Origin of the sequence: Streptomyces sp. NPDC127106 (assembly GCF_042677605.1) — a bacterium.
GTDB lineage: Bacteria > Actinomycetota > Actinomycetes > Streptomycetales > Streptomycetaceae > Streptomyces.
This window is the reverse complement of the sequence record NZ_JBHXTC010000072.1, coordinates 12,233-35,959: the sequence shown is the minus strand read 5'-3', so window position 1 is coordinate 35,959 and position 23,727 is coordinate 12,233. Positions and strand designations below refer to the sequence as shown.

The 23,727-nt window shown below is 72.8% G+C and carries 17 protein-coding genes and 1 pseudogene; 13 read left to right on the top strand and 5 right to left on the bottom strand.

Features of this window, described 5'->3' with window-relative positions:
- Positions 1–320: 320 nt before the first annotated feature.
- A complete protein-coding gene (locus ACFVGY_RS34180) occupies positions 321–899 on the bottom strand; it encodes an NADPH-dependent FMN reductase (protein ID WP_385685293.1) in 579 nt (192 codons plus the stop codon).
- Positions 900–1,141: 242 nt separating this feature from the next.
- Between ACFVGY_RS34180 and ACFVGY_RS34175 the strand changes: the two genes are divergently transcribed.
- Positions 1,142–2,047: a pirin family protein gene (locus tag ACFVGY_RS34175; protein ID WP_385685290.1), complete on the top strand. Its 906-nt coding sequence runs from the start codon at positions 1,142–1,144 to the stop codon at positions 2,045–2,047.
- 243 nt (positions 2,048–2,290) lie between these two features.
- Here the strand turns inward: ACFVGY_RS34175 and ACFVGY_RS34170 are convergent, their stop codons facing one another.
- Entirely contained in the window at positions 2,291–4,300 is a 2,010-nt protein-coding gene (locus ACFVGY_RS34170; protein ID WP_385685287.1) for a galactose oxidase-like domain-containing protein, read from the bottom strand.
- A 333-nt stretch (positions 4,301–4,633) separates the two neighbouring features.
- Between ACFVGY_RS34170 and ACFVGY_RS34165 the strand changes: the two genes are divergently transcribed.
- Positions 4,634–6,901 carry a Dyp-type peroxidase gene (locus tag ACFVGY_RS34165; protein WP_385685284.1) on the top strand — a complete coding sequence of 756 codons (2,268 nt, stop codon included), beginning with the start codon at positions 4,634–4,636 and terminating at the stop codon, positions 6,899–6,901.
- Between the two features lie 81 nt (positions 6,902–6,982).
- Here ACFVGY_RS34165 and ACFVGY_RS34160 read toward each other — a convergent pair.
- Both ACFVGY_RS34160 and ACFVGY_RS34155 read right to left on the bottom strand, forming a co-directional pair.
- Positions 6,983–7,372, bottom strand: a pseudogene (locus ACFVGY_RS34160) (Uma2 family endonuclease); the annotation flags it as partial.
- A 31-nt stretch (positions 7,373–7,403) separates the two neighbouring features.
- Positions 7,404–8,057 (bottom strand): TetR/AcrR family transcriptional regulator, encoded by a 654-nt coding sequence (locus ACFVGY_RS34155; RefSeq protein WP_385685281.1) that lies wholly within the window; start codon positions 8,055–8,057, stop codon positions 7,404–7,406.
- Positions 8,058–8,230: 173 nt separating this feature from the next.
- Between ACFVGY_RS34155 and ACFVGY_RS34150 the strand changes: the two genes are divergently transcribed.
- The 9 genes from ACFVGY_RS34150 (at position 8,231) to ACFVGY_RS34110 (ending at position 21,435) form a co-directional block, all read left to right on the top strand.
- Complete coding sequence (locus ACFVGY_RS34150) at positions 8,231–8,788, top strand: SRPBCC family protein (protein WP_385685278.1); 558 nt, start codon at positions 8,231–8,233, stop codon at positions 8,786–8,788.
- Between the two features lie 116 nt (positions 8,789–8,904).
- Entirely contained in the window at positions 8,905–10,494 is a 1,590-nt protein-coding gene (locus ACFVGY_RS34145) for a class I adenylate-forming enzyme family protein (protein WP_385685275.1), read from the top strand.
- Positions 10,494–11,756 (top strand): FAD-dependent oxidoreductase, encoded by a 1,263-nt coding sequence (locus ACFVGY_RS34140; RefSeq protein ID WP_385685272.1) that lies wholly within the window; start codon positions 10,494–10,496, stop codon positions 11,754–11,756. The genes ACFVGY_RS34145 and ACFVGY_RS34140 overlap by 1 nt, the downstream gene beginning before the upstream one ends.
- On the top strand, positions 11,756–13,741 hold the full coding sequence (locus ACFVGY_RS34135; protein ID WP_385685270.1) for an FAD/NAD(P)-binding protein: 1,986 nt from the start codon (positions 11,756–11,758) through the stop codon (positions 13,739–13,741). The genes ACFVGY_RS34140 and ACFVGY_RS34135 overlap by 1 nt, the downstream gene beginning before the upstream one ends.
- Positions 13,738–15,162 (top strand): 3-carboxy-cis,cis-muconate cycloisomerase, encoded by a 1,425-nt coding sequence (pcaB, locus tag ACFVGY_RS34130; RefSeq protein ID WP_385685267.1) that lies wholly within the window; start codon positions 13,738–13,740, stop codon positions 15,160–15,162. Before ACFVGY_RS34135 ends, pcaB begins: the two co-directional genes overlap by 4 nt.
- Before the next feature lie 76 nt (positions 15,163–15,238).
- Entirely contained in the window at positions 15,239–16,651 is a 1,413-nt protein-coding gene (locus tag ACFVGY_RS34125; RefSeq protein WP_385685264.1) for an MFS transporter, read from the top strand.
- A complete protein-coding gene (locus ACFVGY_RS34120) occupies positions 16,644–18,794 on the top strand; it encodes a molybdopterin oxidoreductase family protein (protein ID WP_385685261.1) in 2,151 nt (716 codons plus the stop codon). Before ACFVGY_RS34125 ends, ACFVGY_RS34120 begins: the two co-directional genes overlap by 8 nt.
- A complete protein-coding gene (locus ACFVGY_RS34115) occupies positions 18,791–20,218 on the top strand; it encodes an FAD-dependent oxidoreductase (protein WP_385685258.1) in 1,428 nt (475 codons plus the stop codon). Before ACFVGY_RS34120 ends, ACFVGY_RS34115 begins: the two co-directional genes overlap by 4 nt.
- Positions 20,215–21,435: an FAD-dependent oxidoreductase gene (locus ACFVGY_RS34110; RefSeq protein WP_385685255.1), complete on the top strand. Its 1,221-nt coding sequence runs from the start codon at positions 20,215–20,217 to the stop codon at positions 21,433–21,435. Before ACFVGY_RS34115 ends, ACFVGY_RS34110 begins: the two co-directional genes overlap by 4 nt.
- A 142-nt stretch (positions 21,436–21,577) precedes the next feature.
- Here ACFVGY_RS34110 and ACFVGY_RS34105 read toward each other — a convergent pair whose 3' ends face one another.
- Positions 21,578–21,889: a DUF6415 family natural product biosynthesis protein gene (locus ACFVGY_RS34105; RefSeq protein WP_385685252.1), complete on the bottom strand. Its 312-nt coding sequence runs from the start codon at positions 21,887–21,889 to the stop codon at positions 21,578–21,580.
- A 148-nt stretch (positions 21,890–22,037) separates the two neighbouring features.
- Here ACFVGY_RS34105 and ACFVGY_RS34100 point away from each other — a divergent pair, with 148 nt between their 5' ends.
- A complete protein-coding gene (locus ACFVGY_RS34100; protein WP_385685249.1) occupies positions 22,038–23,285 on the top strand; it encodes a Twin-arginine translocation pathway signal in 1,248 nt (415 codons plus the stop codon).
- 1 nt (position 23,286) lies between these two features.
- Complete coding sequence (locus ACFVGY_RS34095) at positions 23,287–23,601, top strand: 4a-hydroxytetrahydrobiopterin dehydratase (RefSeq protein ID WP_385685246.1); 315 nt, start codon at positions 23,287–23,289, stop codon at positions 23,599–23,601.
- Positions 23,602–23,727: the final 126 nt, after the last annotated feature.

Below are 23,727 nucleotides of genomic sequence, written 5' to 3'. Positions count from 1 at the left end.
CGCGCGGTTTTCTACAACTGCGGGGGGGCGGTGCGGTTCGGGCACGGGCCGGTCCCTTGGGCCCCCCGGGGGGGGGGGGGGCCCTTCGGTGAGGGGGGGAGACGAGCGGGAGCTGGCGACTCCGGTCGACGGGTGGTGCGTGGGGGTGGGGGGTGGGGGGTGGGGGGTTGGGGCTTGGGGGGTGACGGGTGGGGCGGAGGCGGAGCGGGTGCGGCAGCCGGGCGGCCGGCTGGTCAGACGCCCGGAGGTCAGACGGCCCGGAGGTCAGACGGCCAGAAGGCAAGAAGGCCAGACGGTCAGTCGGTCAGTCGGTCAGACGGTCAGACGGTGCCGTTGGCCACGGCCCGGGTCTCGCGGATCTTGGTGCCGAGGGCGTCGAGGAGCTGCTGGAGGATCTCGATGGCGGTCTCGTCCGTCAGGTTGCCGGCCTCGTCGAAGCGCTCGTGGGCACGGAAGATCTGCAGCTCGGGCTTGGTCACGACCCTGGAGTCCGTCCACAGGAACGTCTGGCGCAGGGCCAGCTGGGCGCGGACGGTGCCGAAGTTGGTGGGGGCGGCGCCGGCGATCGCGATCGGCTTGCCGGTGAGGGAGGAGTCGAAGGCCGGGCGGCTCGCCCAGTCCAGGGCGTTCTTCAGGACGCCGGGGATCCCGTAGTTGTACTCGGGGGTGGCGATGAAGAGGCCGTCGGCCTCGATGATGCGGCGGCGCAGGTCGGCGACGGCGGCGGGGGCCGGGTCGACGTCCTGGTCCTCGTCGTAGAGCGGGAGGTCGCGCAGGCCCTCGTAGATCTCGATGTTCAGGCCGCCGGGGGCGTGCTTCTGCGCGGCGCGGACGAGGGCGCTGTTGAACGAGGCGCTGCGCAGGCTGCCGGAGATGGCGAGGATCTTGAGCTCGGGCATGGACTGTCCTTCCGCAAAGGTGACATGCGCAGCGAATGCCGGTGGCGGCATGCCCCTGCGATGAACGGGGTGTGCGTCGGTGCGATGGGAAGGAGTCTGTCCGCGCACGCGGGGCACGGACAATCGCGGCCGCCGGTATCTGTCAGTTAAGGGCCGGGCCGCGGACGCCCTGGACTTAACTGAACTGAACTGTATAGTTCATCGCATTGGAAGACGACGACCGAACGACGAGAGAAGGCATCATGACCACGCTGGGTTCCGCCCTCGACACCGCTGCCGCCACCACCGCCGCGAACCGCTCGGTGGTCGACGTCCTGCCGCCCCTCCACACCCTGGAGGGCGAGGGGTTCCCGGTGCGCCGCTCCTTCCCGACGCCGCAGATCCCACAGCTCGACCCGTTCCTGATGCTCGACCAGGTCGGACCGGTGGACCTCGGCCCGGGCGAGCCCAAGGGCGCCCCCGAGCACCCGCACCGCGGCTTCGAGACCATCACCTACGTCCTGGAGGGCGACATCGAGTACGCCGACTCCACCGGCGACCGCGGCGTGGTGCAGCCGGGCGGCGTGCGGTGGCTGACCGCGGGCGCGGGCGTGGTGCACTCCGCGGAGCCGACCGACGCCTTCCGCGCGGCCGGCGGCCTCCAGCACAACGTCCAGATCTGGGTGAACCTGCCGGCCGCCCTCAAGGGCCTGCGTCCGCGCACGCAGCACCGCACCGCCGCGCAGATCCCCGTGGTCCGGAGCCTGGACGGATCCTGGTTCAAGGTGATCGCGGGGACCGCCCTCGGCGTGACCGGCCCGTTCGACACGCAGGTCCCGGTGACCGTCGTGCACGCCTCCATCGCCCCGGGCGAGAGCGCGGAACTGCCCGCGCCGCAGGGGCGCAACGCCGCCGTGTACGTCCTGTCCGGCAGCGGCCGTGTCGCCGGGGCGGAGGTCACCGACGGCGAGCTGGCGGTCCTCGCGGACGACGGCGGCACCGTCCGCATCGGGGGCGGGCCGATCGGGGCGGACTTCCTCTTCGTCAGCGGCGAGCCGATCGGCGAACCGGTCTTCCGCGGCGGCCCGTTCGTGATGAGCACCCCGGAGGACATCGAGCAGGCCTTCGACGACTACGCCGCCGACCGCCTCGGCCGCTACGAAGACTGAGCGCTCCGCGGGAAGTGCAGCGACGGGCCGGGAAACGCCTGCGGGCCCGCTGCGGCTGGTCGCGCAGTTCCCCGCGCCCCTTCGGGGCGCTGCCGAACCGCAGCCGACGCTCGATCCGGACCGCCCGCGCGGGAACGCCCGCCGGCACGTGACGGCGGAGCCGAAGGCGGCGAGGCCCCCAGCCGTGCCCGGTGCCGTGCGCCCCGGGGACGGGCTGGGGGTCCGCCGCGGCGGGGACGGGGGTCAGTCGCCGGCTGCCTCGGCCTCGGGCTTGGCCCCGGCCCTGGCGGCGCCGGCACCCGCCGCGGCGGCCTCGGCGGGCTTGAGCTGGACCCAACCGGCCTTGCTCGGTGCGCCCTCCTCGTTGAGGAGGAAGAGCATGTAGTAGCCGGGCGGGGCCGCGGCGGCGTTCGGCGGGGCCTGGAGCTCCAGGAAGTTGCCGCCGCGACTCTTGATGCGCAGTTCGAGGTGGCGCTGGCTGGTGTTGACCGAGTGGGTCGCGGTGGTCGGGGCCAGCAGTACGGCGCGGGCGACGTCGTTGGGCGTGCTGGTGCTGACCGTGATCTTCTCGTCGTAGCCGACGGTGGGGTTGAAGACCAGACCGAGCGAGGGGCGGCTGCCCTGGTGCAGGTAGGCGGGCTCGTAGATCTCGATGCTGCCGTTGTTGTTGTCCGTGATGTCGGGGTCGTTGGCGAGCTGCTGGAGCTCATCGCCCGTGATCATGACGCGGCCGTCCGGGAGGACCAGGGCGTTGGAGTGGTAGCCGCGCGGGAGTCGCTGGACGGGGCCGAGCTTCCAGTCGCCGTTCTCGTCCCGCAGTTCGGTCTGGCGGTACTTGAGGTCGGCGTTGGGGTTGTACGGCCCGTTGCCGTAGTTGCGGATGTCGAAGGCGCCGTTGACCGTGAGCAGGTTGCCGTTCGGCAGGAGCAGGGTGTCGTCCTGGGTGCGGCCGAAGGCGCGCGGCTTCTCGGTGTTCCACTTGCCGCCGGCCAACCGGTAGGTGTTCGGGTCGTCGCGGTCGCCGCCGAGGACCAGGACCGAGTCGGGGCCCCGGAAGCCGGCCGGCAGGGGGACCGCGGAGCCGTAGTTGCGCCTCCACTCCCCGCCGTCCGGGCCGGGCTTGGCCTTGTTCATGTCCGGGCGGTCCGGCAGGTCGGTCCTGGTGTCGGCCGCGGTGTCGAAACGCCACTGCTGGTCCACGGACCGGCCGAGACCGTAGATCTTCCCGTCGCGCAGCGAGAACAGGTGGGGATAGTCCCACTTGAAGGGGGCTTCGGTCGCGAGCTTGTCCACCCCCCAGCCGACCGGCTTGACCGCCTTGTCGAAGGGCACCGGATGGGCCGCGGCGGGGAAGCGCTCGACGACCGGGGTGGGGGTGCCCCAGCCGAGCTCCGACTGGCCGGACATGATGACCTGGCGTCCGTCCGCACCGGTGACCACGCTCGGGTACCAGCGGCCCACGGCCATGTCCTTGTTCAGGTACCACTCCTCCGCCCAGGGGTCGAAGACCAGCGACAGCTTGGCGCCGGTGCCTCCGTTGCCGCCGAGGTTGCCGCCGAAGACGCCGAGCATGCCGTTGGGCAGGTAGGAGTGGCCGGCGCAGAAGAACGGGGCCGGGCGGGGCTCGTTCTTGCCGTCGGGCATGTTGACGACCGGTGGCTTCTTCTCGGTGAACGCGGCGGCGCCGGTCCCCTTGGCGGGGTCCCAGATCCAGGCGCGGCCGGCGTTCGCCGCGCCGATGGTGTCGGTGGGCGCCGGCTCCTTCTGCGGGTTGGTCTCGATGCGCTCGAACGAGAACAGCAGGACCTTGCCGGTGGGCAGCATCGCGATGTGGGCCGCGAAGTCCGGGGACGGGAAGTACTCCTGGAACCGGCCGAACTCCGCGGCGTCGAAGGACGCGTTGGCCTTCGCCTGGGAGGCGGTCAGCGCCTTCAGCCGCTCCGTCCGGGTGGTCTGCGGGTACTCGCCGACGCCGGCCACGGCCATCCGGGTACGGGCGTGTTCCTCGGCGTGCTCCCTGCCGAGTGTGGCCGCCTCTTCCGGGTCGACGGTGACCGGAGCCCTCGCCGCCCGGGAGGCAGGGGCGTACGGAAAGGAGGCGGCGCCGTGGCCTCCCTCCCCGTGACCGGTGTGGGCGAGTACGGGTCCGGCCGCCGCCAGGGCCATGGACGCGGCCATCGCGGTGGCGGCGCAGGCGGAGATCGCCGCGGCGAGCCTCCGGCGGGCGGTCAGGGGCGGATTGCTCCGGGACATGGGACTCCTTGCGGGAGGAGAGGAGGGCACAGCGGCTCCGGCCGAGGGGGACATGCCGGGGCAGGGCTGCACCAGGACTGCCACATGTTCACGCACAGTGACGGATCTCAGTTTTCCGGCGTGCCACCCGACTGCCATCCGGAGACACGCAGGCGGACGGAACGGACCGCTCGAATGCCCCAACTTGGCCCACCACCAGCACAGTCGCGCGTCAGTCGAGCGGTGGACGACCCCGGCGGCCGGGCCAACCACGGAAGGACATGCCCGACACCGCATAGATTGCCGATTACTCTGCGCGACACCGCGTGGAAGTGTCGACCTTCTGGAGAGAGCATGGTGGACGGACTCAAGCTGCGTGAGAGCGACGACATCCAGGGCGATGTGATCGCCGGCTTCAAGAAGGACCAGATGACCCTGCTGTTCCTCAAGTTCGAGGACGCGGCGCGGGCGCGCACCTGGGTCAAAACCCTGGAACCACAGATCTCGACGACGAGGCAGGTGGCCACCTTCAACGCCGCCTTCAGCCAAGCCAGGAAGGCGGCCGCCGGCGACGACCCGAAGACGCTGAAGGCCACCTGGACCAACGTCAGCTTCACGTACGCGGGCCTGCAGGAGCTGGTCGGAAAGGACCCGCTGCCCTCCGTCCCGCCCGGCAGCGGCCTGGAAGCCTTCAAGCAGGGCTCGGACAAGCGGGCGATCGGGGACACCGGTGACAGCTCGCCGGAGAGGTGGCTCTTCGGCAACGGCAAGGGGCAGCCCATCCACGCCGTCCTCACCATCGCCTCGGACACCGTCCAGGACCTCCACGCGACGGTCAGACAGCAGCGGGAGGCCTGCGCCGCAGCCAAGATCGTCATCGTCTTCCAGCAGGACGCCGCCACGCTGCCCGGCAGCCGGAGGGGCAAGGAGCACTTCGGTTTCAAGGACGGCGTCAGCGAGCCCGGCGTGGTCGGTTTCGACGAGCCGGACCCGGTCAAGCCCGAGTACGTCAAGGGCCATCACGGCACCCGGCTGATCCCGCCCGGCGAGTTCGTCGTCGGCCTCGACCGGGTCGGCGGCGTGCCGCACGAGACGCCCGACTGGGCCGACAACGGCAGCTTCCAGGTGGTGCGCCGGCTGGACCAGGACGTCCCGGGCTTCTGGTCCCAGGTCGCCGGGCAGCTGAAGGTGCTCAAGGAGGCCAAGGTGGTGCCGTCCGAGGCCACCACGGAGTGGCTGGCCGCCCGTCTCGTCGGCCGGTGGCGGTCCGGCACGCCCGTCGCCACGTGCCCGCACGCCGACAGGCCCTCCAATGCGCTGGCCGGTGAGGACAACGACTTCGGCTACCGCAACGACCCCGAGGGCTTCATCACCCCGCTCTTCTCGCACCTGCGCAAGACCAACCCGCGCGACGGCCTCCAGGAGAAGCCCGGTGATCCACCCTTCGACGAGAACCCGGTGATGGACCGCCGCCGGATCATCCGCCGCGGCGCCCCGTACGGCGCGCCCTTCGACCCCACCTCGGAGGGGCCGGGCGGGCCCGACGAGAAACGCGGCCTGCTCTTCGTCTGCTACCAGTCGGACCTCGTGCAGCAGTTCGAGTTCATCCAGAAGGCGTGGATCGACAGCCCGAACTTCCCGCCCAACCGGAAGGACAAGCCGGGTCCCGACGGAATGGTCGGCGCCGCCGGAAAGCTCGCCTACGAGACCCCCGGCAAGACCACCCAGCTGACCCTGACCCAGTTCGTCGTCACCGAGGGTTCCGTCTACGCCTTCGCACCTTCGCTGAGGCTGCTGCGGCTACTCGGTGACGGCCGGCTCACCGACAAGCCGCCCGCCGACGTCCGACCGACCGACGCCTTCCTGCCCATCCCCGACATGCAGCGCGACAACCGCAAGAGCTGGTACTGGGCGTACGGGACGGGCAGCGACGGCGGCTCCGTCTGCCGGACCGTCTCCATCGCCGACGGGGACGAACACACGGACGTCCGGGAACGCCCCGACCGGCCGCTGAGCACGTGGCCGTGCTACGCCGGGGTGACGAAGGTCGACGCGATCCTGCCCGTTCCGGACGAGCAGCGGATCAACGGCCGAAGCCGGTTCTGGCTGTTCCACACCGCCGAAGGCCGACAGGTCTACCGGCTCATCTCGATCGCCGACGGGGCCGAGACCGGACTCCCTCCCGAGCAGGCCGGCCGGGTCGACCGCCCCGACCGCGCCCTCTCCGCATGGGCGTCGTTCAGCGGCATGCAGCAGGTCGACGCCTTCCTGCCGGTCCCCGACATGCAGCGGCAGGGCGGCAAGAGCTACTACTGGGTGTTCCACACCCTGATGGGCAGCCAGGTCTACCGGCTCATCTCGATCGCCGACGGCACCGCGCACCAGGACGTCATCGAGCGCGGCGACCGCGGGCTCGACCTGTGGCGATCGCTGACCGGGATCACGCGGGTCGACGAATTCCTCGCCGTACCGGACATGCAGCGGATCAACGGCCTGAGTCTGTTCTGGGTGTTCCACCAGGACAAGTACCGGATCATCGTGATCCGCGACGGCAGGGGCCACGAGGACCAGATCACGGTCGAGGACCGTCCCCTGACCATGTGGCGGTCCCTGACGGGCTGACCGGCCCCGGCGTGCCGCCCCCCGACCGCACTCGCTCGGGGGCGGTACGCACGCGGACGAGCGAGCGCCTGGAGGAGGAGGTCAGCGCACCCAGTCCTTGAGGGGCTCGGTGTTGAGGGTGATGCCTACGGGGTCGGGGAGGTGGATGGTGCGGCCGAAGGGACGGCGGGCGAGGTGGGCATAGGTGTCGCCGTCGGGCTCGGTGTAGACGAGGGTTTCGCAGGTGTCCCGGTCGATGAGCAGGTAGACAGGGATACCGGTCTGGGCGTAGGCGCTCGGCTTCTCTTCACGGTCGCGCTTGTCGGTATCGCTGTCGTAGGAGGTGGCCTCGACGATCATGGCTACGGGGCCGGGGTCGGCCCATTCGCCCTGACCGGCAAAGGTGCCCTTGGGGGCGAGGGCACCGTCGGGCTTTGCATGGCCCTTGCGGTACCGCTCGACGCGCAAGCCGCGTTCGGAGTAGAGCCACAGATGCAGCAGGACGGGCCGCAGCCCGGCCCGCCTACAGGCCCACGCCGTACTGGTTGAGGAACATGTCCACCCCGCCCTGGAGCAGCCGCTCGGCGAGGCCCTCGTCCAGGGTCGTGCCGTACACGCCGTAGACCAGGTGCGGGGACAGCACCAGCCCCGACAGCTGGAGCACCGCCAGTTCCATGTCCGGGATGCGCAGCAGCCCGCGCTGGTCGAGCCGGCCCAGGGCGGAGGCCAGGGCGGCGTGCTGGCGGCCGGGGCCCTCCTCCTGCCAGGTCCGGCCGAGTTCGGGGAAGCGGTGGCGCTCCCCCGCGATCACGTTGCGCAGGGCCAGCACGTCGGGCGTGGTGAGGCCGGCGACCCAGATCCGGCAGGCCTCCAGCAGGTCGGTGCGGACGTCGTCGGACTCGGCGAGCTTGGCCTGGATGACCGTCTGGGCGACCTCGAGGGCCTCGTCGAGGGTCTGCCCGATGACGGCGTTGAACAAGTTCTCCTTGCTGCCGAAGTGGTTGTAGACGGTGACCTTGGAGACGCCCGCCTCGGCGGCGAGCTGGTCGACGCCGGCCCCGAACCCCTCGCGTAGGAAGACCGTGCGGGCGGCGGCCAGGATGGCCTCTCGTTTGCGCGCGGCGCGCGCCCCGGATGGGCCTGCGGGTGCTTCTGCGGTGCTGGTCCGTGCGGTCATGTCGTTCGTCCCCAACTTCCTCGGCTCGGGGCCAGTCTAGATCCCAACTGAACTGAACCGTTGCGTTCAATTGAACTGAACTGTATGGTTCATATAGCTGAGCAGCCCAAGCGGGGCGGCAGAAGCGGAAGTTGAAGACATCCGACGTTGCATGACACAGGAGGACACCCGCTATGAGCGGCACCCAGACCCCCCTCTTCCGGTCCCGGGCCCAGATCCACGTCTCGGCCGCCCCGGCCGAGGTGTACGCGGTCGTCAGCGACCTCGCCCGCAGCGGCGAGTGGAGCCCCGAGTGCCTCGGCGGGGAGTGGACCACCGGCGAGCCCGGCGCGGTCGGCTCGGTCTTCCGCGGTGAGAACGAGCGCAGCGAGGAGATCGTCGCCTGGGCCCCGGTGGTGCGCGGCAAGTGGACGACGTACGCCGAGGTCGTCGCGGCGGAGGCCGGCCGGACCTTCCAGTGGGCCATGCACAACAGCAAGGGCGAGAAGCAGGACAGCGTCTGGGGCTTCACGATCGAGGCCGACGGCGAGAACAGCCTCCTGGTCCACCACTTCCGGATGGGCACCCCCACCGAGGGCATCCGCGGCATCACCGCCGAGATGGACGACGAGCAGAAGCAGCAGTTCTTCACCGAGTGGGGCGACAAGGTCGCCGGCGACCTGGCCGAGACCCTGGGCCGCATCAAGGCCGTCATCGAGAAGGACAAGGAAGCGGCCGCGCAGGGCGTCTGACCGCCCTCCTCCCGCCCCCGCCCCCGTCCCTCCGACCGGCACCAGGCACCAGGCACCAGGCACCAGGCACCAGGCAACCGACGCCATCCGTACGTGACTTGAGAAGGGCAAAGGCGATGATTCTGCAGCGCATCGGGAACAAGGGCATACGGCTCGGGACCCTCTTCGAGCGGGCCGCCAAGAAGCACCCGACCAACGTCGTGATCCTCGACCACGACCTCGACGTCGCCCCGGAGCTCGGCCGCCGGGCGACCGTGGCCGAGGTGGCCGACCTGATCGACGACCTCGCCTCCCGGCTCTGGGCCGCGCAGGTCCGCCCCAGCCGCCGCGTGGTGATCTACAAGTCCGACGGCTTCGACATCACCCTCCTGGCCTGCGCAGCGGTCCGCATCGGCGCGGTGCCGGTGCTGCTGTCGCCGAAGCTCGACGGCGAGACCGTGGCCGAACTGGTGCGCCGCACCGAGCAGCCGTACCTGCTCACCGACCAGAACAAACTGGAGACCGAGCTGCCCGCCTCGGTCTTCGAGGAGGCCGAGCAAGTCCTGCTCACCTCCGGCAGCTACAAGGAGGCCACCGAGCTCGCCGCGCTCGCCGGCTCCCCCCGGGTACCGGCCGTGACGATGCCGCCCGAGCACCCGACCCTGATCACCCACACCTCCGGCACCACCGGCACCCCGAAGCTCGCCGTCCACACCGGAGCCACCCTCGAAGCGCGCTACCGTCCGCAGGCCGCGATCACCAGACCGCTCCTCCCGGGCCGCGAGACCATCGCGATGCACGTCTCCTTCGTGCACTCCCGCCTGATCACCGCCCTGGCCATCTCCCTCTTCCGCGGCTACCCGATCGTCGTCCTCGCCGACTCCGACCCCAAGAAGGCCGCCGACCTCTTCGCGCAGCTGCGCCCCGGCATCCTGGAGGCGCACCCCAACTCCTTCATGGAGTGGGAGGAGCTCGCCGACGACCCGCGGGGGCCCCTCGCCAACGTCAAGCTGTTCTCCAGCACCTTCGACGCCATCCACCCGCGCACCGTGCAGCGGATGCTGGCCGCCACGAAGCGCACCGCCCCGATCTTCGGCCAGCTGTACGGGCAGAGCGAGATCGGCCCGGCCGTGGCCCGGTCCTTCTCCAAGCGCCGCGGGCTCGACGCCGACGGCCGCTGCGTGGGGATGCCGTTCCCCGGCATGACCGACGTCCGCGTCGTCAGCCGCAACGGGCTGCCGGTCTCGGAGTCCAACCCCGGCTTCATCGAGGTCAAGAGCGACGGCCGGATCGTCACCTACCTCGGCGAGCAGGAACGTTACGACAAGCAGGTCAACGACGGCTGGTGGCGCATGGGCGACGTCGGCTACCGCACCAAGTGGGGCTGCGTGCACCTGCTCGACCGCGAGGTCGACCTGATCGAGGGCTTCGGCTCCACCCTCGCCGCCGAGGACACCCTCTTCACGCGGCTGGCGGACCTCGCCGAGGTCATCATCATCCCCGACGAGAACGGCCGGGCCGTCCCCGTGGTCTGCACCCGGGACGACAAGCCGCTCGACCCCGCCGCCTGGAAGGCCGCCACCGTCGGACTGCCGCCGATGGCCGACCCCGTCCAGTGGCGGCAGTCCGACCTGCCGCAGACGGCCACCACCAAGATCAAGCGTCTCGAACTCGCCCGGCTCATCACCGCCGGCGCCGGCTCGCAGCTCACCGAGGAGAAGGTCTGATGTCGAAGCTCATCATCATCGGCGGTGGGATCGGCGGCCTGGCCACGGCCCTCTCCGTCGCCCGGCAGGGCCACGAGGTCCTCGTCCTGGAACGCGCCCCCGAGTTCGCCGAGATCGGCGCGGGCATCCAGCTCGCCCCCAACGGACTGCACGCCCTCGACCGGCTCGGTCTCGGCGAGGCCGTCCGCTCCACCGCGGTCCAGATGGACGCGCTCACCTTCATGGACGGCGTCACCGGCGAGCACGTGACCAGCCTCGACCTGACCGAGCACTACCGGGAGCGGTTCGGCAACCCGTACGCGGTCGTCCACCGGGCCGAGCTCCACACCAAGCTGTTGGAGGCCTGCCGGGCCGAGGACGCGATACGGCTGCGCAGCGCCGTCACCGCGGTCGGCTACGAGCAGGACGCGACCAGCGCCACCGTCGTCCTGGAGGACGGCGAGCGGATCACCGGTGACGCCCTGATCGGCGCCGACGGCATCCACTCCGCGATCCGCGGCCAGCTGGTCGGCGACGGCGCCCCCCGCAACTCCGGGATCACCGTCTACCGGGCGATCATCCCGATGGAGCAGGTCCCCGAGGAGCTGCGCCACCTGACCTCCGTCACCTGGTGGACCGGCCCCGGCTGCCACTTCGTGCACTACCCGATCGCCGGGGGCAAGTACCTCAACCTCGCCGCCAGCAGCGACAACAAGGCCACCGAGGCCGTGGCCGGCGTCCCCGCCACCCAGGGCGACATCCGCCGCGAGTTCGCGGCGCTCGGCGAGGACGCGCAGCGCCTGCTCGCCCTCGGCGAGGGCTGGAAGTCCTGGGTCCTCGTCGACCGCGACCCGGTCGAGAACTGGGTCGACGGCCGGGTCGCCCTCCTCGGCGACGCCGCCCACCCGATGCTCCACTACGTGGCCCAGGGCGCCTGCCAGGGCCTGGAGGACGCGGTCACCCTCGGCGACCTCCTCGACTGCGACGCCGACGAGTTCCCGCAGCGCTTCGAGAAGTTCAACGCCGAGCGGCACGAGCGCACCGGCCGGATCCAGCTCCTGGCCCGGGAGAGCATCAAGCTCTGGCACACCTCCGGCGCCGCCGCCACCGACCGCAACGCCGTCCTGCGCTCCTTCTCCCGCGACGAACTCCACGACTACGTCGCCTGGATGCACGGCTTCCGCGTCCCCGCACCGGACGCCCCGACCGCCCAGACCGCCCCTGCCTCCCTGATCGCCCAGACCACCGCGACCGCCGCGACCGCCCCGAACGGAGAGAAGTGATGAGCACCCACCGCGACCGCCTCCAGGTGGCCATCATCGGAGCCGGCCCCCGTGGCCTCTCCGTCCTGGAGCGCCTGTGCGCCAACGAGCGCAGCACCCCCTCGCACGACACGGTCACCGTCCACGTGGTCGACCCCTCGGCGCCCGGCGCCGGCCAGGTCTGGCGGCCCGACCAGTCCCAGCACCTGCTGATGAACACGGTCGCCTCCCAGATCACCATCTACACCGACGACAGCGTCCTGACCGAGGGCCCGATCGAGCCCGGCCCCAGCCTGTACGAGTGGGCGCAAGGCCTCGCCGCGTCCGGCGAGGGCGAGGCGGCCGCGGTCGCCGAGGCCCGCCGCCTCGGCCCGAACACCTACCCCACCCGCGCCTTCTACGGCAGCTACCTGCGCGCCACCTTCGAGCGGGTCGTCGCCCTCGCCCCCGCCCACGTCACCGTCGAGGTCCACCGCTCCCGGGCCGTGGCCATGGCCGACACCGACGGCACCACCGGAGGCCGGCAGGGCGTCCGCCTGGAGAACGGCACCCGGCTCAACGACCTCGACGCCATCGTGATGGCGCAGGGCCACGTACCGGCCCGGCTGACCCCCCGCGAGGCCAAGACCGCGAGCCTCGCCCGCATCCACCACCTCACGTACATCACCCCCGCCAACCCCGCCGACCTCGACCTGAACGCCGTCAAGCCCGGCCAGAACGTCCTGCTGCGCGGCCTCGGCCTGAACTTCTTCGACCACATGGCCCTCTTCACCGCAGGCCGCGGCGGGCAGTTCGTCCGCGGGGACGACGGCCGCCTCGTCTACCGCGCCTCCGGCAACGAGCCGGTGCTGTACGCCAGTTCGCGCCGCGGCATCCCGTACCACGCCCGCGGCGAGAACGAGAAGGGCGCCTACGGCCGGTACCTGCCGCGCCTGCTCACCCCCGCCCGGATCGAGGAGCTGCGCAGCCGCTCCGGGGACGGCGAGGGCATCGACTTCACCGCGGACCTGTGGCCGCTGATCTCCCGCGAGACGGAGAGCGTCTACTACGGCGCCCTGCTCCAGGCCCGCGGCCGCGGCGACGAGCGCGAGGGCTTCACCGCCCGCTTCCTGTCGCTGGAGGACGAGGACGACCGGTCCTCCCTCCTGGACGTGTACGGCATCGCCGCGGACGAGCGCTGGAACTGGGAGAAGCTCTCCCGCCCCTACGGCGACCGCGAGTTCACCAGCCGCGAGGAGTTCCGGGCCTGGCTCGTCGACTACCTGGCCGCCGACGTCCGCGAAGCCCGCGCCGGCAACCTCAGCGGCCCCCTCAAGGCGGCCCTCGACGTCCTGCGCGACCTGCGCAACGAGATCCGCCTCGCCGTCGACCACGGCGGCCTGACCGGCGACTCGCACCGCGACGACCTCGAAGGCTGGTACACCCCGCTCAACGCCTTCCTCTCCATCGGCCCGCCGGCCTCCCGGATCGAGGAGATGATCGCCCTGATCGACGCCGGGGTGCTCGTCCTGACCGGTCCCGGAACCGAGATCCGCGTCGACACGGCCGCCGGCGACGACGCCACCTTCATCGCCCAGTCCCGCAGCGTCCCCGGCCCCGCGGTCCGCTCCACCGTGCTCATCGAGGCCCGGCTGCCCGAGCCCGACCTGCGCCGCACCGACGACCCGCTGCTGCGCCACCTCCTCGACACCGAGCAGTGCACCACGTACCGGATCTCCGGCCCCGACGGCACCGGCTACGAGTCCGGCGGCCTCGCGGTCACCGAGCGCCCGTACCGGCTCCTCGACGCCCGCGGCCGCGCCCACCCGCGCCGGTTCGCGTACGGGGTGCCCACCGAGTCCGTGCACTGGGTCACCGCGGCCGGCATCCGCCCGGGCGTCGACTCGGTCACCCTCGGCGACTCCGACTCCATCGCCCGCTCGGTGCTGGCCCTGCCGCCCGCCTCCGCCGTCCCGGCCGGGGTCTCCCTGCCCTCCGAGACCGACCTGACCGGCGTCCTGGTATGAGCACCGGAGCCGCTGGCGGCGGCACCCAGGACGCGCTCACCGACGCGGGGCTGCTGTCCCCGGTGCGCGCCGGAACCCCCGCGGAAGAGGCCGTCTGCGATCTCGCCTGGCTCCAGGCCATGCTCGACGCCGAGGCCGCCCTGGCCCGCGCCCAGGCCGGGCTCGGCACCCTCCCGGAGGCGGCCGCCGACACCATCACCCGGGCGGCCCGGGCCGGCAACCTGGACCTGCGGGAACTCGCCCTGGCCGCCCGGGAGACCGCGAACCCGGTGGTCGGGCTGGTGCAGGCGCTGACCCGGGTGGTCGCCGCCGAGGACGCGCAGGCCGCCGAGTACGTGCACCGCGGCTCCACCAGCCAGGACATCCTGGACACCGGCGCCATGCTGGTGGCCGCCCGGACGCTGCGCCTGATCCGCGCGGACCTGGGCCGTACCGCCGCCGCGCTGGCCCGGCTGGCCGGCGAGCACCGGGACACGGCGATGGCCGGCCGCACCCTCGCCCTGCAAGCGGTGCCCACCACCTTCGGCCTGAAGGCGGCGGGCTGGCGGCAGCTGGTCCTGGACGCGGACGAGCGCCTGGCCCGGATCGCCGACGGCGGCCTGCCGGTGTCCCTGGGCGGAGCCGCCGGAACCCTCGCCGGGTACCTGGAGTACGCCCGGATCGACGGCGCGGGGGAGCAGGACCCCGGCGCGTACCTGGACCGGCTCGGCGAGGCGTACGCCGCCGAGACGGGGCTCGCCCGCCCCGCCCTGCCCTGGCACGTCCTACGGACCCCGGTCGCGGACCTCGCGGCGGCCCTCGCCTTCACCGCCGGGGCCCTGGGCAAGATCGCCGTCGACGTGCAGAACCTGTCCCGCACGGAGGTCGGCGAGGTCGCCGAGCCGGCCGTGGCCGGCCGCGGCAGCTCCTCGGCCATGCCGCACAAGCGCAACCCGGTGCTGAGCACGCTGCTGCGCAGCGCCGCGCTCCAGGTGCCGGTCCTGGCGACGGGGCTGGTGCAGTGCCTGGTCTCGGAGGACGAGCGTTCCGCCGGCGCCTGGCACGCCGAGTGGCAGCTGCTGCGCGAGGCCCTGCGGCTGGTCGGCGGCGCCGCCCACACCGCGGTCGAGCTCGCCGAGGGCCTGACGGCCCGGCCCGAACGGATGCGTGACAACCTGATGATGACGGGCAGCCAGGTGGTGTCCGAGCGGATCGCGGCGGTGCTGGCGCCGGAGCTGGGCAAGGCGGCGGCCAAGCAGCTGTTGACCCGGGTCTCCGCCGCGGCGGAGGAGCGCGGCCGGCCGCTGCACGAGCTGCTCGCCGGGGAGCCGGTGCTCCAAGGGCGGCGGAGCGGTGCGGAATGGGCCGCGCTGTGTGATCCGGCGGGGTACACGGGGGGTGCGGGGGCCCTGGTGGACCGGGCGTTGAAGCGGTCGAACTGACGCTTGAGTTCGAACTGAACTGAACGGTATAGTTCAACGTGTCAGTTCGAGTCGCCGAGCAGAAAGCCGAGGAGCCATGACGCCGCCCGCACGTCCCGCAGCCGGACGCTGGATCGAGGACTGGGACCCCGAGAACGAGGAGTTCTGGCAGCGGACCGGGAAGCGGATCGCCCGCCGCAACCTGATCCTCTCGGTCCTCTCCGAGCACATCGGCTTCTCGGTGTGGAGCATGTGGTCCGTCCTCGTGCTCTTCATGTCGCCCGCGATCGGCCTGGGATTCACCCCCGCCGAGAAGTTCCTCCTCGTGGTCGTGCCCACCCTCGTGGGAGCCGCCTTACGGCTGCCCTACAGTCACGCGGTCACCCGCTTCGGCGGCCGCAACTGGACCGTCTTCGCCTCGGCCGTCCTGCTCGTCCCCACCCTGGCCGCCTTGTACTTCATCCGGCAACCCGGCACCCCCCTGTGGGTGTTCCTGCTGATCGGGGCTGCCGGCGGAGTCGGCGGCGGCAACTTCGCCTCCTCGATGACCAACATCACCGCCCTCTTCCCGCAGCGCCAACAGGGCTGGGCCCTCGGGATCAACGCGGGCGGCGGCAACCTCGGCGTCGCCGCCATCCAGCTGATCGGCCTCCTCGTCATCGCCACCGCCGGCAGCACCCACCCCGCGTACGTCATCGCCGTCTACATCCCGCTGATCGTGCTGGCCTCGCTCCTCGCCGCCTGGAGGATGGACAACTTCACGGCCGTCCGCAGCGCCCCCGGCGCCCAGCGCGAAGCCGCCCGCGACCCGCACACCTGGTGGATCTCCTTCCTCTACGTCGGCACCTTCGGCTCCTTCATCGGCTACGGCTTCGCCTTCGGCCTCGTCCTGCAGAGCCAGTTCGGCGCCACCCCCCTCCAGTCCGCCTCCTACACCTTCCTCGGCCCGCTGCTCGGCTCCCTCTTCCGGCCCGTCGGCGGGCTCCTCTCCGACCGGTGGGGGGGCGCCCGGGTCACCCTGCTCACCTTCCTGGCGATGGCCGCCGGCACCGGCGTCCTCCTGGCGGCCTCCGCGAACGGCTCGTACGGGCTCTTCATCGGCGGGTTCACCGCCCTGTTCGTCCTCACCGGCATCGGCAACGGCTCCACCTACAAGCTGATCCCGGCCGTCTTCGCCCGGCAGGCCCAGGAGCAGGTCACCTCCGGCCACGACGCGGAGGCCGCCTTCGCCCGGGCCCGCCGGCTCTCCGGCGCGGTCATCGGCATCGCCGGTGCGGTCGGCGCCCTGGGCGGCGTCGGCGTCAACCTGGTCTTCCGCAGCGCCTACAGCGGGCCGACGCCCTCCGGCGAGCCGGCCTTCCTCGCCTTCCTCGGCTTCTACGTGGTCTGCGTCCTGGTCACCTGGGCGGTCTACCTGCGCCGCACCCCCGCGGCCGGGCCCCCGGGCGGCACCGCGAAGCCGGCCGCCGCGGCCGCCGGACCGGCCCGAGCGGAGGCCACCCGTGTCTGAGACCGCCGCCCCTGCGTCCGAGACCGCCACCCACTGCCCCTACTGCGCCCTCCAGTGCGGCACCCGGCTCACCCACGACACCGGCCGCACCACCGGACACTCCGCCGGCCGCACCACCGTCCGACCCGACCCCGCCTTCCCCGTCAACCGGGGCGGCCTCTGCCAGAAGGGCTGGACCGCCCCCGCCCTCCTCGACACCCCCGGCCGCATCACCCGCCCCCTCGTCCGCGGCGCCGACGGCGCACTCGCCCCCACCGACTGGGACACCGCCCTCGACCTCGTCGCCGGCCGGCTGCGGACGATCCGCGACGAGCACGGCCCCGACGCGGTCGGCGTGTTCGGCGGCGGCGGGCTCACCAACGAAAAGGCCTACCAGCTCGGCAAGTTCGCCCGCGTCGCCCTCGGCACCAGCCAGATCGACTACAACGGCCGGTTCTGCATGTCCTCGGCGGCCGCCGCCGGTTCCGCCGCCTTCGGCCTCGACCGCGGCCTGCCCTTCCCCGTCACCGACCTCGCCTCCGCCGACGTCGTCCTCCTCGCCGGCGCCAACCCGGCCGAGACGATGCCGCCGCTGATGCGCCACCTGAACCACGCGCGGCTGATCGTCATCGACCCGCGCCGCACCCCCACCGCCGAGACGGCCGCCCTGCACCTCCAGCCCACCCCCGGCACCGACCTCGCACTCGCCCTCGGCCTCCTCCACCTCGCCGTCACCGAAGGCCACACCGACCAGGAGTACCTCGACAAGCGCACCACCGGCTTCGAGGCCGCCTGGCGGCGGGCCGCCGCCTGGTGGCCCGAGCGGGTCGAGCGCGTCACCGGCGTCCCCGTCGCCGAGATGCGCGAGGCGGTCGCCCTGCTGGCCGACGCCGAGCGGGCGTACGTCCTGACCGGGCGCGGCGCCGAACAGCACAGCAAGGGCACCGACACCGTCGCCGCGTTCATCAACCTCGCCCTCACCCTCGGCCTGCCCGGCCGCGAGGGCAGCGGCTACGGCTGCCTCACCGGCCAGGGCAACGGCCAGGGCGGCCGCGAACACGGCCAGAAGGCCGACCAGCTGCCCGGCTACCGGATGCTCACCGACCCCGCCGCCCGCGCCCACGTCGCCGCCGTGTGGGGCGTGGACCCGGACAGCCTGCCCGGCCCCGGTCGCAGCGCCTACGAACTCCTCGACGCCCTCGGCACCGACGGCGGGCCGCGCGCCCTGCTCGTCTTCGGCTCCAACCCGGTGGTCTCCGCGCCCCGCGCGGCCCGCATCGCCGACCGGCTGGCCTCGCTCGACCTGCTCGTCGTCGCCGACTTCGTACCGTCCGACACCGCCGAGATGGCCGACGTCGTCCTCCCCGTCACCCAGTGGGCGGAGGAAGAGGGCACCATGACCAGCCTCGAAGGCCGCGTCCTGCGCCGCCGCCGGCTGCTCACCCCGCCCGGTGAGGCCCGCAGCGACCTGGAGGTGCTCCGCGGACTCGCCGTCCGGCTCGGCCAGGACCCGGACCGCTTCCCCGCCGCACCCCGGGAGGTCTTCGACGAGCTGCGCCGGGCCTCCCGCGGCGGGCCCGCCGACTACTCCGGCATCAGCTACGAACGGCTCGACGCCGGCGAAGCCCTGCACTGGCCCTGCCCGGCCACCCCCGACGGCACCGCCCCGCACCCCGGCACGCCGCGGCTGTTCCTCGACTCCTTCGCCCACCCCGACGGCCTCGCCCGGTTCGCCGAGGTCGAGCACCGCGACGCCGCCGAAACCCCCGATACCGACTACCCGCTGTACGCCACGACCGGCCGGGTCCTCGCCCAGTACCAGTCGGGCGCCCAGACCCGCCGGGTCCCCGAGCTCGCGGCCGCCGCCCCCGAGTCCTTCGTCGAGATCCACCCCGACACCGCCGCCCGGCTCGGGCTGGCCGAGGGCGCCGCCGCCGAGGTCGCCTCGGCCCGCGGCAGCACGACCGCCCGGGTCCGGCTCGTCCCCACGCTGCGCACGGACACGGTGTTCCTGCCGTTCCACTTCGCCGGGGCCGGGCGCGCCAACCTGATCACCTCGGCGGCCCTCGACCCGCGCAGCCGGATGCCCGAGTTCAAGGTGTGCGCGGTCCGGGTCGGGCCCGCCCGCGCCACCGCCCCCGAAGACGCCGGAGCCGGGCTGTGAGCGCGGGCGAGGTGCTGGTCGTCGGCGGCGGCAGCGCCGCCCACCGGTTCGCGGAGCGGCTGCACCACCACGGCCACCGCGGCGGGGTGACCGTACTCGGTGCCGAACCGCGGGCCCCCTACCACCGGGTCCTCCTGGGCTCCGTGCTGGACGGCACGCTGCCCGCCGCCGCCCTCGCCCTGCCCGAACTCCCCGAAGGCGTCCGGATGCGCACCGGGGTCACCGTGACCCGCATCGACCGCCGGCGGCGCCTCGCGTACACCGACGACGGCTCAGTCCACCCCTACGACACGCTGGTCCTGGCCACCGGCTCCCGCCCCCGCGTCCCCCGGATCCCGGGACTGCCCCGGCCCGGCGGCGCCGAAGGCGTCCTCGCCCTGCGCACCCTGGCCGACGCCGAACAGGTTCGGCGGGCCGCGCCCGACGCGCGCCGCACCGTCGTCCTGGGCGGCGGGCTGCTCGGCGTCGAAGCGGCCGCCGCCCTGCGCCGGGCCGGGCACGAGGTGGCCCTCGTCCACCGCGGGCCGCACCCCCTGCACCGGCACGTCGACGCCACCGCCGGCGCACTCCTCGGCCGCCACCTGGCCGAACTGGGCGTGGAGCTCCACACCGGCCGCCGCGCCACCGGGTACTGCACCGGCAAGCTCACCCTGGACGACGGCAGCGTGCTGGCCGCGGACACCCTGCTGCTGTGCACCGGGGCCGTGCCCGAGGCGGAACTCGCCCGCCGGGCCGGGCTCACCGTCCGCTCCGGGATCGTCGTCGACGGCCGGCTACGCACCGACGACCCGCACGTCCACGCCATCGGCGACTGCGCGGAGCACCCCGGGGACACCGCCGGACACCTCGAACCCGCCTGGGAGCAGGCCGAGTCGCTGGCCCGGCAGATGACCGGCACCGGCCCGGAACACCGCGGCACCCGCCGGATCACCCGGCTGCGGCTGCCCGGCACCGACCTGGTCCGGCTGGGCGGGGACCCGGCCCCGGCGGCCGACCCGGCGGACGACTCGGCTCCCGGCGGCGCCGAGGTGATCACCTTCACCGACCCGGCCCGCGGGCGCTACGCCCGCCTCACCCTGCACGACCAGCGCATCACCGGCGCGGTCCTGCTCGGCCTGCCGCGGGCCATCGCCGCCGTGAGCCGGCTGTACGAGCGCGGCCTGCCCGTGCCGGCCGCCGGGCGGCTGGAGTTCCTGCTCGGCCTCCCGCCGGCCGAGCCCGGCGCGGACGAGCTGCCCGACGACGCCGTCGTATGCCGCTGCAACAACGTCACCAAGCACGCCATCACCGAGGCCTGCCGGGCCGGCGCCGCCGACGTGGAGGAGGTCGCCGCGGCGACCCGCGCCACCACCGGCTGCGGCGGCTGCACGAGCGCCGTGCGCTCCCTGTGCGGCCTGGTCCGAACCGGGAGCACCCCGTCATGAGCCACACCCCCCGCACCCTCGTCCTCGCCGGCCACGGCATGGCCGGCCACCGCCTCGTGGAGGAACTGCGCGCCCTGGACCGGGCCGGGTCCTGGCGGGTAGTGGTCCTCGCCGAAGAACCCCGTCCTGCGTACGACCGGGTCGCGCTCTCCTCATACCTGGACGCCCGCAGCGCGGCGGACCTCACACTGCCCGCACCCGGCCTCGCGACGGACCCACGAGTCGAGCTGCGGCTCGCCACGGCCGTCGCCTCGATCGACCGCACGGCCCATACGGTGACCACCACCACCGGAGCCACGATCGGCTACGACGCCCTGGTGCTGGCCACCGGCTCCAAGCCCTTCATCCCTCCCGTACCAGGCCACGACCTGCCCGGATGCTTCTCCTACCGCACCCTCACCGACCTCGACGCGATCCGCGCGGCAGCCGTACCGGGCCGCCCCGGCGTGGTCATAGGCGGCGGCCTCCTCGGCCTGGAGGCGGCCAACGCCCTCCGACTGCTCGGCATGGAGCCGCACGTGGTGGAACTCGCCCCGCGGCTGATGCCGCTCCAGGTGGACGCGGCCGGCGGCGGAGTCCTCGGGCAGCGGGTGGCGGAGCGCGGCCTGCACGCCCACTGCGGGGTGGCGACCGCGGCGGTCCGGCCAGGCCCGGACGGCCGGGCCGCAGCAGTGACCCTGGCGGACGGCACCACCCTCGAAGCGTCCGTGGTCGTCTTCTCGGCGGGAGTCCGCCCCCGGGACGAACTGGCCGCCCCGGCCGGCCTGGCCACGGGCGGGCGCGGCGGCTTCCTGGTGGACGACCTGTGCCGCACGGAGGACAGCCGCATCTGGGCGATCGGCGAGTGCGCTGCCGTGTCGGGCCGCTGCTACGGCCTGGCAACCCCCGGCTACCGGATGGCCGAGTCAGTGGCCCGCCAGCTCCTCGACCTGCCCGCGAACCCCTTCGAGCAGGCGGACATGTCAACGAAGCTGAAGCTGCTCGGCGTGGACGTGGCGAGCTTCGGCGACGCCCACGCCGGCACGGCGGGCTCCCTCGAACTGAGCCGCCTGGACGAGGTGCAGGGCACGTACGCGAAGCTCGTCCTCGACGCCGACGGCCGCACCCTCCTGGGCGGCATCCTGGTGGGCGACGCCCAGGCTTACGCCGACCTCCTCCCCTTCGTGGGCCGCCCCGCCCCCACAGCAGCCCACCGCCTCCTGTCCCCGGCGTCCTGACCCGCGCCGGCGCCGCACTCGGAGTCGCCGTACCCGTGGACGTACAGATCGGGCCGGGCGCCCGACGCCGAGTACGGGACGATCGTCACGTACCCCGCGATGCGGATCGCGCACTGACAGCGCACGCAGACACGGCTGGCACTCACGCCGCCACGACCCGGGACAGCAGCGCGTGCAGCCGGCGGAGAACGCGGGCCATCGCGCGCGCATGGGTCCACCGGCCGAACGGGGAATCGGCCGGACCCTCACGCAGGAGGGCGTTCCACTCGTCCAGCACCCGCACCGTATCCGCACTGCCGAGGGCGGCGGCCTCGGGGAACCACAGGTCCCCGTACACCTGCAGATCGACCGCGATCCCGGCGATCTCGCCGTCAGCGGGCTTCTGCTCGAACGGCACGAGCGCCCGCGCGATCAACCGCGCCCCCGCATCCAGCTCCGCCTGGTCAATGCCCATACCGTGTGCTCCCTACCGTCGTCACCGGGTGTGCTGGGGTAGATGATGGGCAAGCACGTTGACAGGCGGATAGGCCATCGCGTGGCCACGCATGGCCACGTTGCGGCCATCGCTGGATACGGCCGCGACGGCACCTCAGACTGGGCACATGAGCCACCGCAACGATGCGTTGAGGGCAGCCCGGCTCCGGGTCGGCTGGCGCACCATGGAAACCGCCGCCTCGCAACTCACCCAGCACGGTCAACGGCTCCTCGCTGACGCACACTTCACCGTCAGTGCCCAGACATGGCGCCGATGGGAGGGCGCGCGGCCCGGGTGGCCTCCGGAGGAGACCGCGATCGTGCTGCACGAGGCGCTCGGACGGTGGCCGGAAGACCTCGGGTTTACGGTTCCCCGTGGATGGATGCGCCCCGAGCGTGACCGAGAGGAAGACGTGAAGCGCAGGACGTTCGTCTCCGTCACAGCGGCCGCGCTCATGCCCGGTCCGGCCGCCTCCCAGTACGTCGATCCCGCCCTGATCGGCTATTTCCAGGAGCAGTTGGAGGGGCACTACCGCGCGGACATGTTCCTCGGCCCGCACGACCTGATCGGCACCGTATCCGCCCAGTACCAGCTGATCGACAAGCTGGTCCGGTCCGCGAGCGGAGAGACCCGCCGGGGGCTGCTCAGCACCGGGGCCGCCTATGCGGCGCTCGTCGGCTGGCTCTACCAGGACGCTGGCGATCTCGCGGCCGCCGCCTTCTGGCGGGGCGTGACGCAGGAGATCGCGGCTCGCTCCCGAGACCCGCAGCTGATCGGCTACAGCCTCGTCAACCTGGCCCAAGTCCGCACGGACCTCGGTGACGGGCTCGGGGTCATCGATCTGTGCGAGGCCGCCCTCGCAGACTCCGACCGGCTCGTCCCCAAAGTACGGATCATGGCCATGCAGCAGCAGGCCCACGGCGCCAGCCTCACCGGCGACCGGCACGCCGTGGATCAGCTCATCGATGCCGCCAGCGGACTGCTCGCCAAAGTTGACGACCATCTCCCCTGGGGCAACGCATGTCGACGAACGCCGGGCTACCTGGAGGTGCAGCGCGCCACCTGCTACGGCCGTCTCGGCCTCGGCAACGAGGCTGACAGCCTCTGGACCCAGCTCGTTGCCGGTGTGCCGGCGACCGCCCGGCGGGATCGCGGCGTCTACCTCGCGCGGTACGCCGCAGCCGCTGCCTCGGCCCGGAAACCGGACCACGCTGTCGATATTGCGCGGGAGGCTTCAGCCATCGCCGTCGAGACCCGTTCCGCGCGCCTGATCCGTGAACTGCTTTCTCTAAAGCGGGTCATGACCCCATGGCAGGATGCGCCGGAAGGCCGGCACCTCGCCGAGGTGCTGGCACCCGTGACCGAGGGGAGCTGACATGGGTGTACCGCAGCCGCTGTCCGACGAAGCGATCGAACGGGAGCTGTCGGGCCTGCCAGGATGGAAGCGGGAGGGCAATGAGATCACCCGCACCTACGCGATCCGCTATCACGCCGCGGTGGCCGCGATCGTCACGATCGCCGACAGGTCCCGGCGGATCCAGCACCACGCGGACCTCGACCTCCGGATCGACCACCTGCGGGCAGCGATCACGACGCACGACGCCGGCCATCGGCTGACCGCCGCCGACTTCGACCTCGCACGCCGGATCGACGAGATCGTCGCCGCCCACCAGGCCATCCCGCTGGACTGAACACGCCGCCGCCCCCCCCGGGGGGGGGGGGGGCCCGGGGGGGCCGGGCCCCAACGGCTTTTGGGGGGGGGTTATGGGGACCGCCCCGGGGACTTGGCCCAACCCCGGGGGGCGGGCCGCGCGGGG

What these genes read in the sequence shown, in the direction of transcription:
- ACFVGY_RS34140 (WP_385685272.1), top strand. Translation starts at nt 10,494, where the DNA reads ATGTCGAAGCTCATCATCATCGGCGGTGGGATCGGCGGCCTGGCCACG.
- ACFVGY_RS34100 (WP_385685249.1), top strand. Translation starts at nt 22,038, where the DNA reads ATGAGCCACCGCAACGATGCGTTGAGGGCAGCCCGGCTCCGGGTCGGC.
- ACFVGY_RS34170 (WP_385685287.1), bottom strand. Translation starts at nt 4,300, where the DNA reads ATGTCCCGGAGCAATCCGCCCCTGACCGCCCGCCGGAGGCTCGCCGCG.
- ACFVGY_RS34095 (WP_385685246.1), top strand. Translation starts at nt 23,287, where the DNA reads ATGGGTGTACCGCAGCCGCTGTCCGACGAAGCGATCGAACGGGAGCTG.
- ACFVGY_RS34125 (WP_385685264.1), top strand. Translation starts at nt 15,239, where the DNA reads ATGACGCCGCCCGCACGTCCCGCAGCCGGACGCTGGATCGAGGACTGG.
- ACFVGY_RS34155 (WP_385685281.1), bottom strand. Translation starts at nt 8,057, where the DNA reads ATGACCGCACGGACCAGCACCGCAGAAGCACCCGCAGGCCCATCCGGG.
- ACFVGY_RS34150 (WP_385685278.1), top strand. Translation starts at nt 8,231, where the DNA reads ATGAGCGGCACCCAGACCCCCCTCTTCCGGTCCCGGGCCCAGATCCAC.
- ACFVGY_RS34175 (WP_385685290.1), top strand. Translation starts at nt 1,142, where the DNA reads ATGACCACGCTGGGTTCCGCCCTCGACACCGCTGCCGCCACCACCGCC.
- ACFVGY_RS34135 (WP_385685270.1), top strand. Translation starts at nt 11,756, where the DNA reads ATGAGCACCCACCGCGACCGCCTCCAGGTGGCCATCATCGGAGCCGGC.
- ACFVGY_RS34105 (WP_385685252.1), bottom strand. Translation starts at nt 21,889, where the DNA reads ATGGGCATTGACCAGGCGGAGCTGGATGCGGGGGCGCGGTTGATCGCG.
- ACFVGY_RS34145 (WP_385685275.1), top strand. Translation starts at nt 8,905, where the DNA reads ATGATTCTGCAGCGCATCGGGAACAAGGGCATACGGCTCGGGACCCTC.
- ACFVGY_RS34110 (WP_385685255.1), top strand. Translation starts at nt 20,215, where the DNA reads ATGAGCCACACCCCCCGCACCCTCGTCCTCGCCGGCCACGGCATGGCC.
- ACFVGY_RS34165 (WP_385685284.1), top strand. Translation starts at nt 4,634, where the DNA reads ATGGTGGACGGACTCAAGCTGCGTGAGAGCGACGACATCCAGGGCGAT.
- pcaB (WP_385685267.1), top strand. Translation starts at nt 13,738, where the DNA reads ATGAGCACCGGAGCCGCTGGCGGCGGCACCCAGGACGCGCTCACCGAC.
- ACFVGY_RS34180 (WP_385685293.1), bottom strand. Translation starts at nt 899, where the DNA reads ATGCCCGAGCTCAAGATCCTCGCCATCTCCGGCAGCCTGCGCAGCGCC.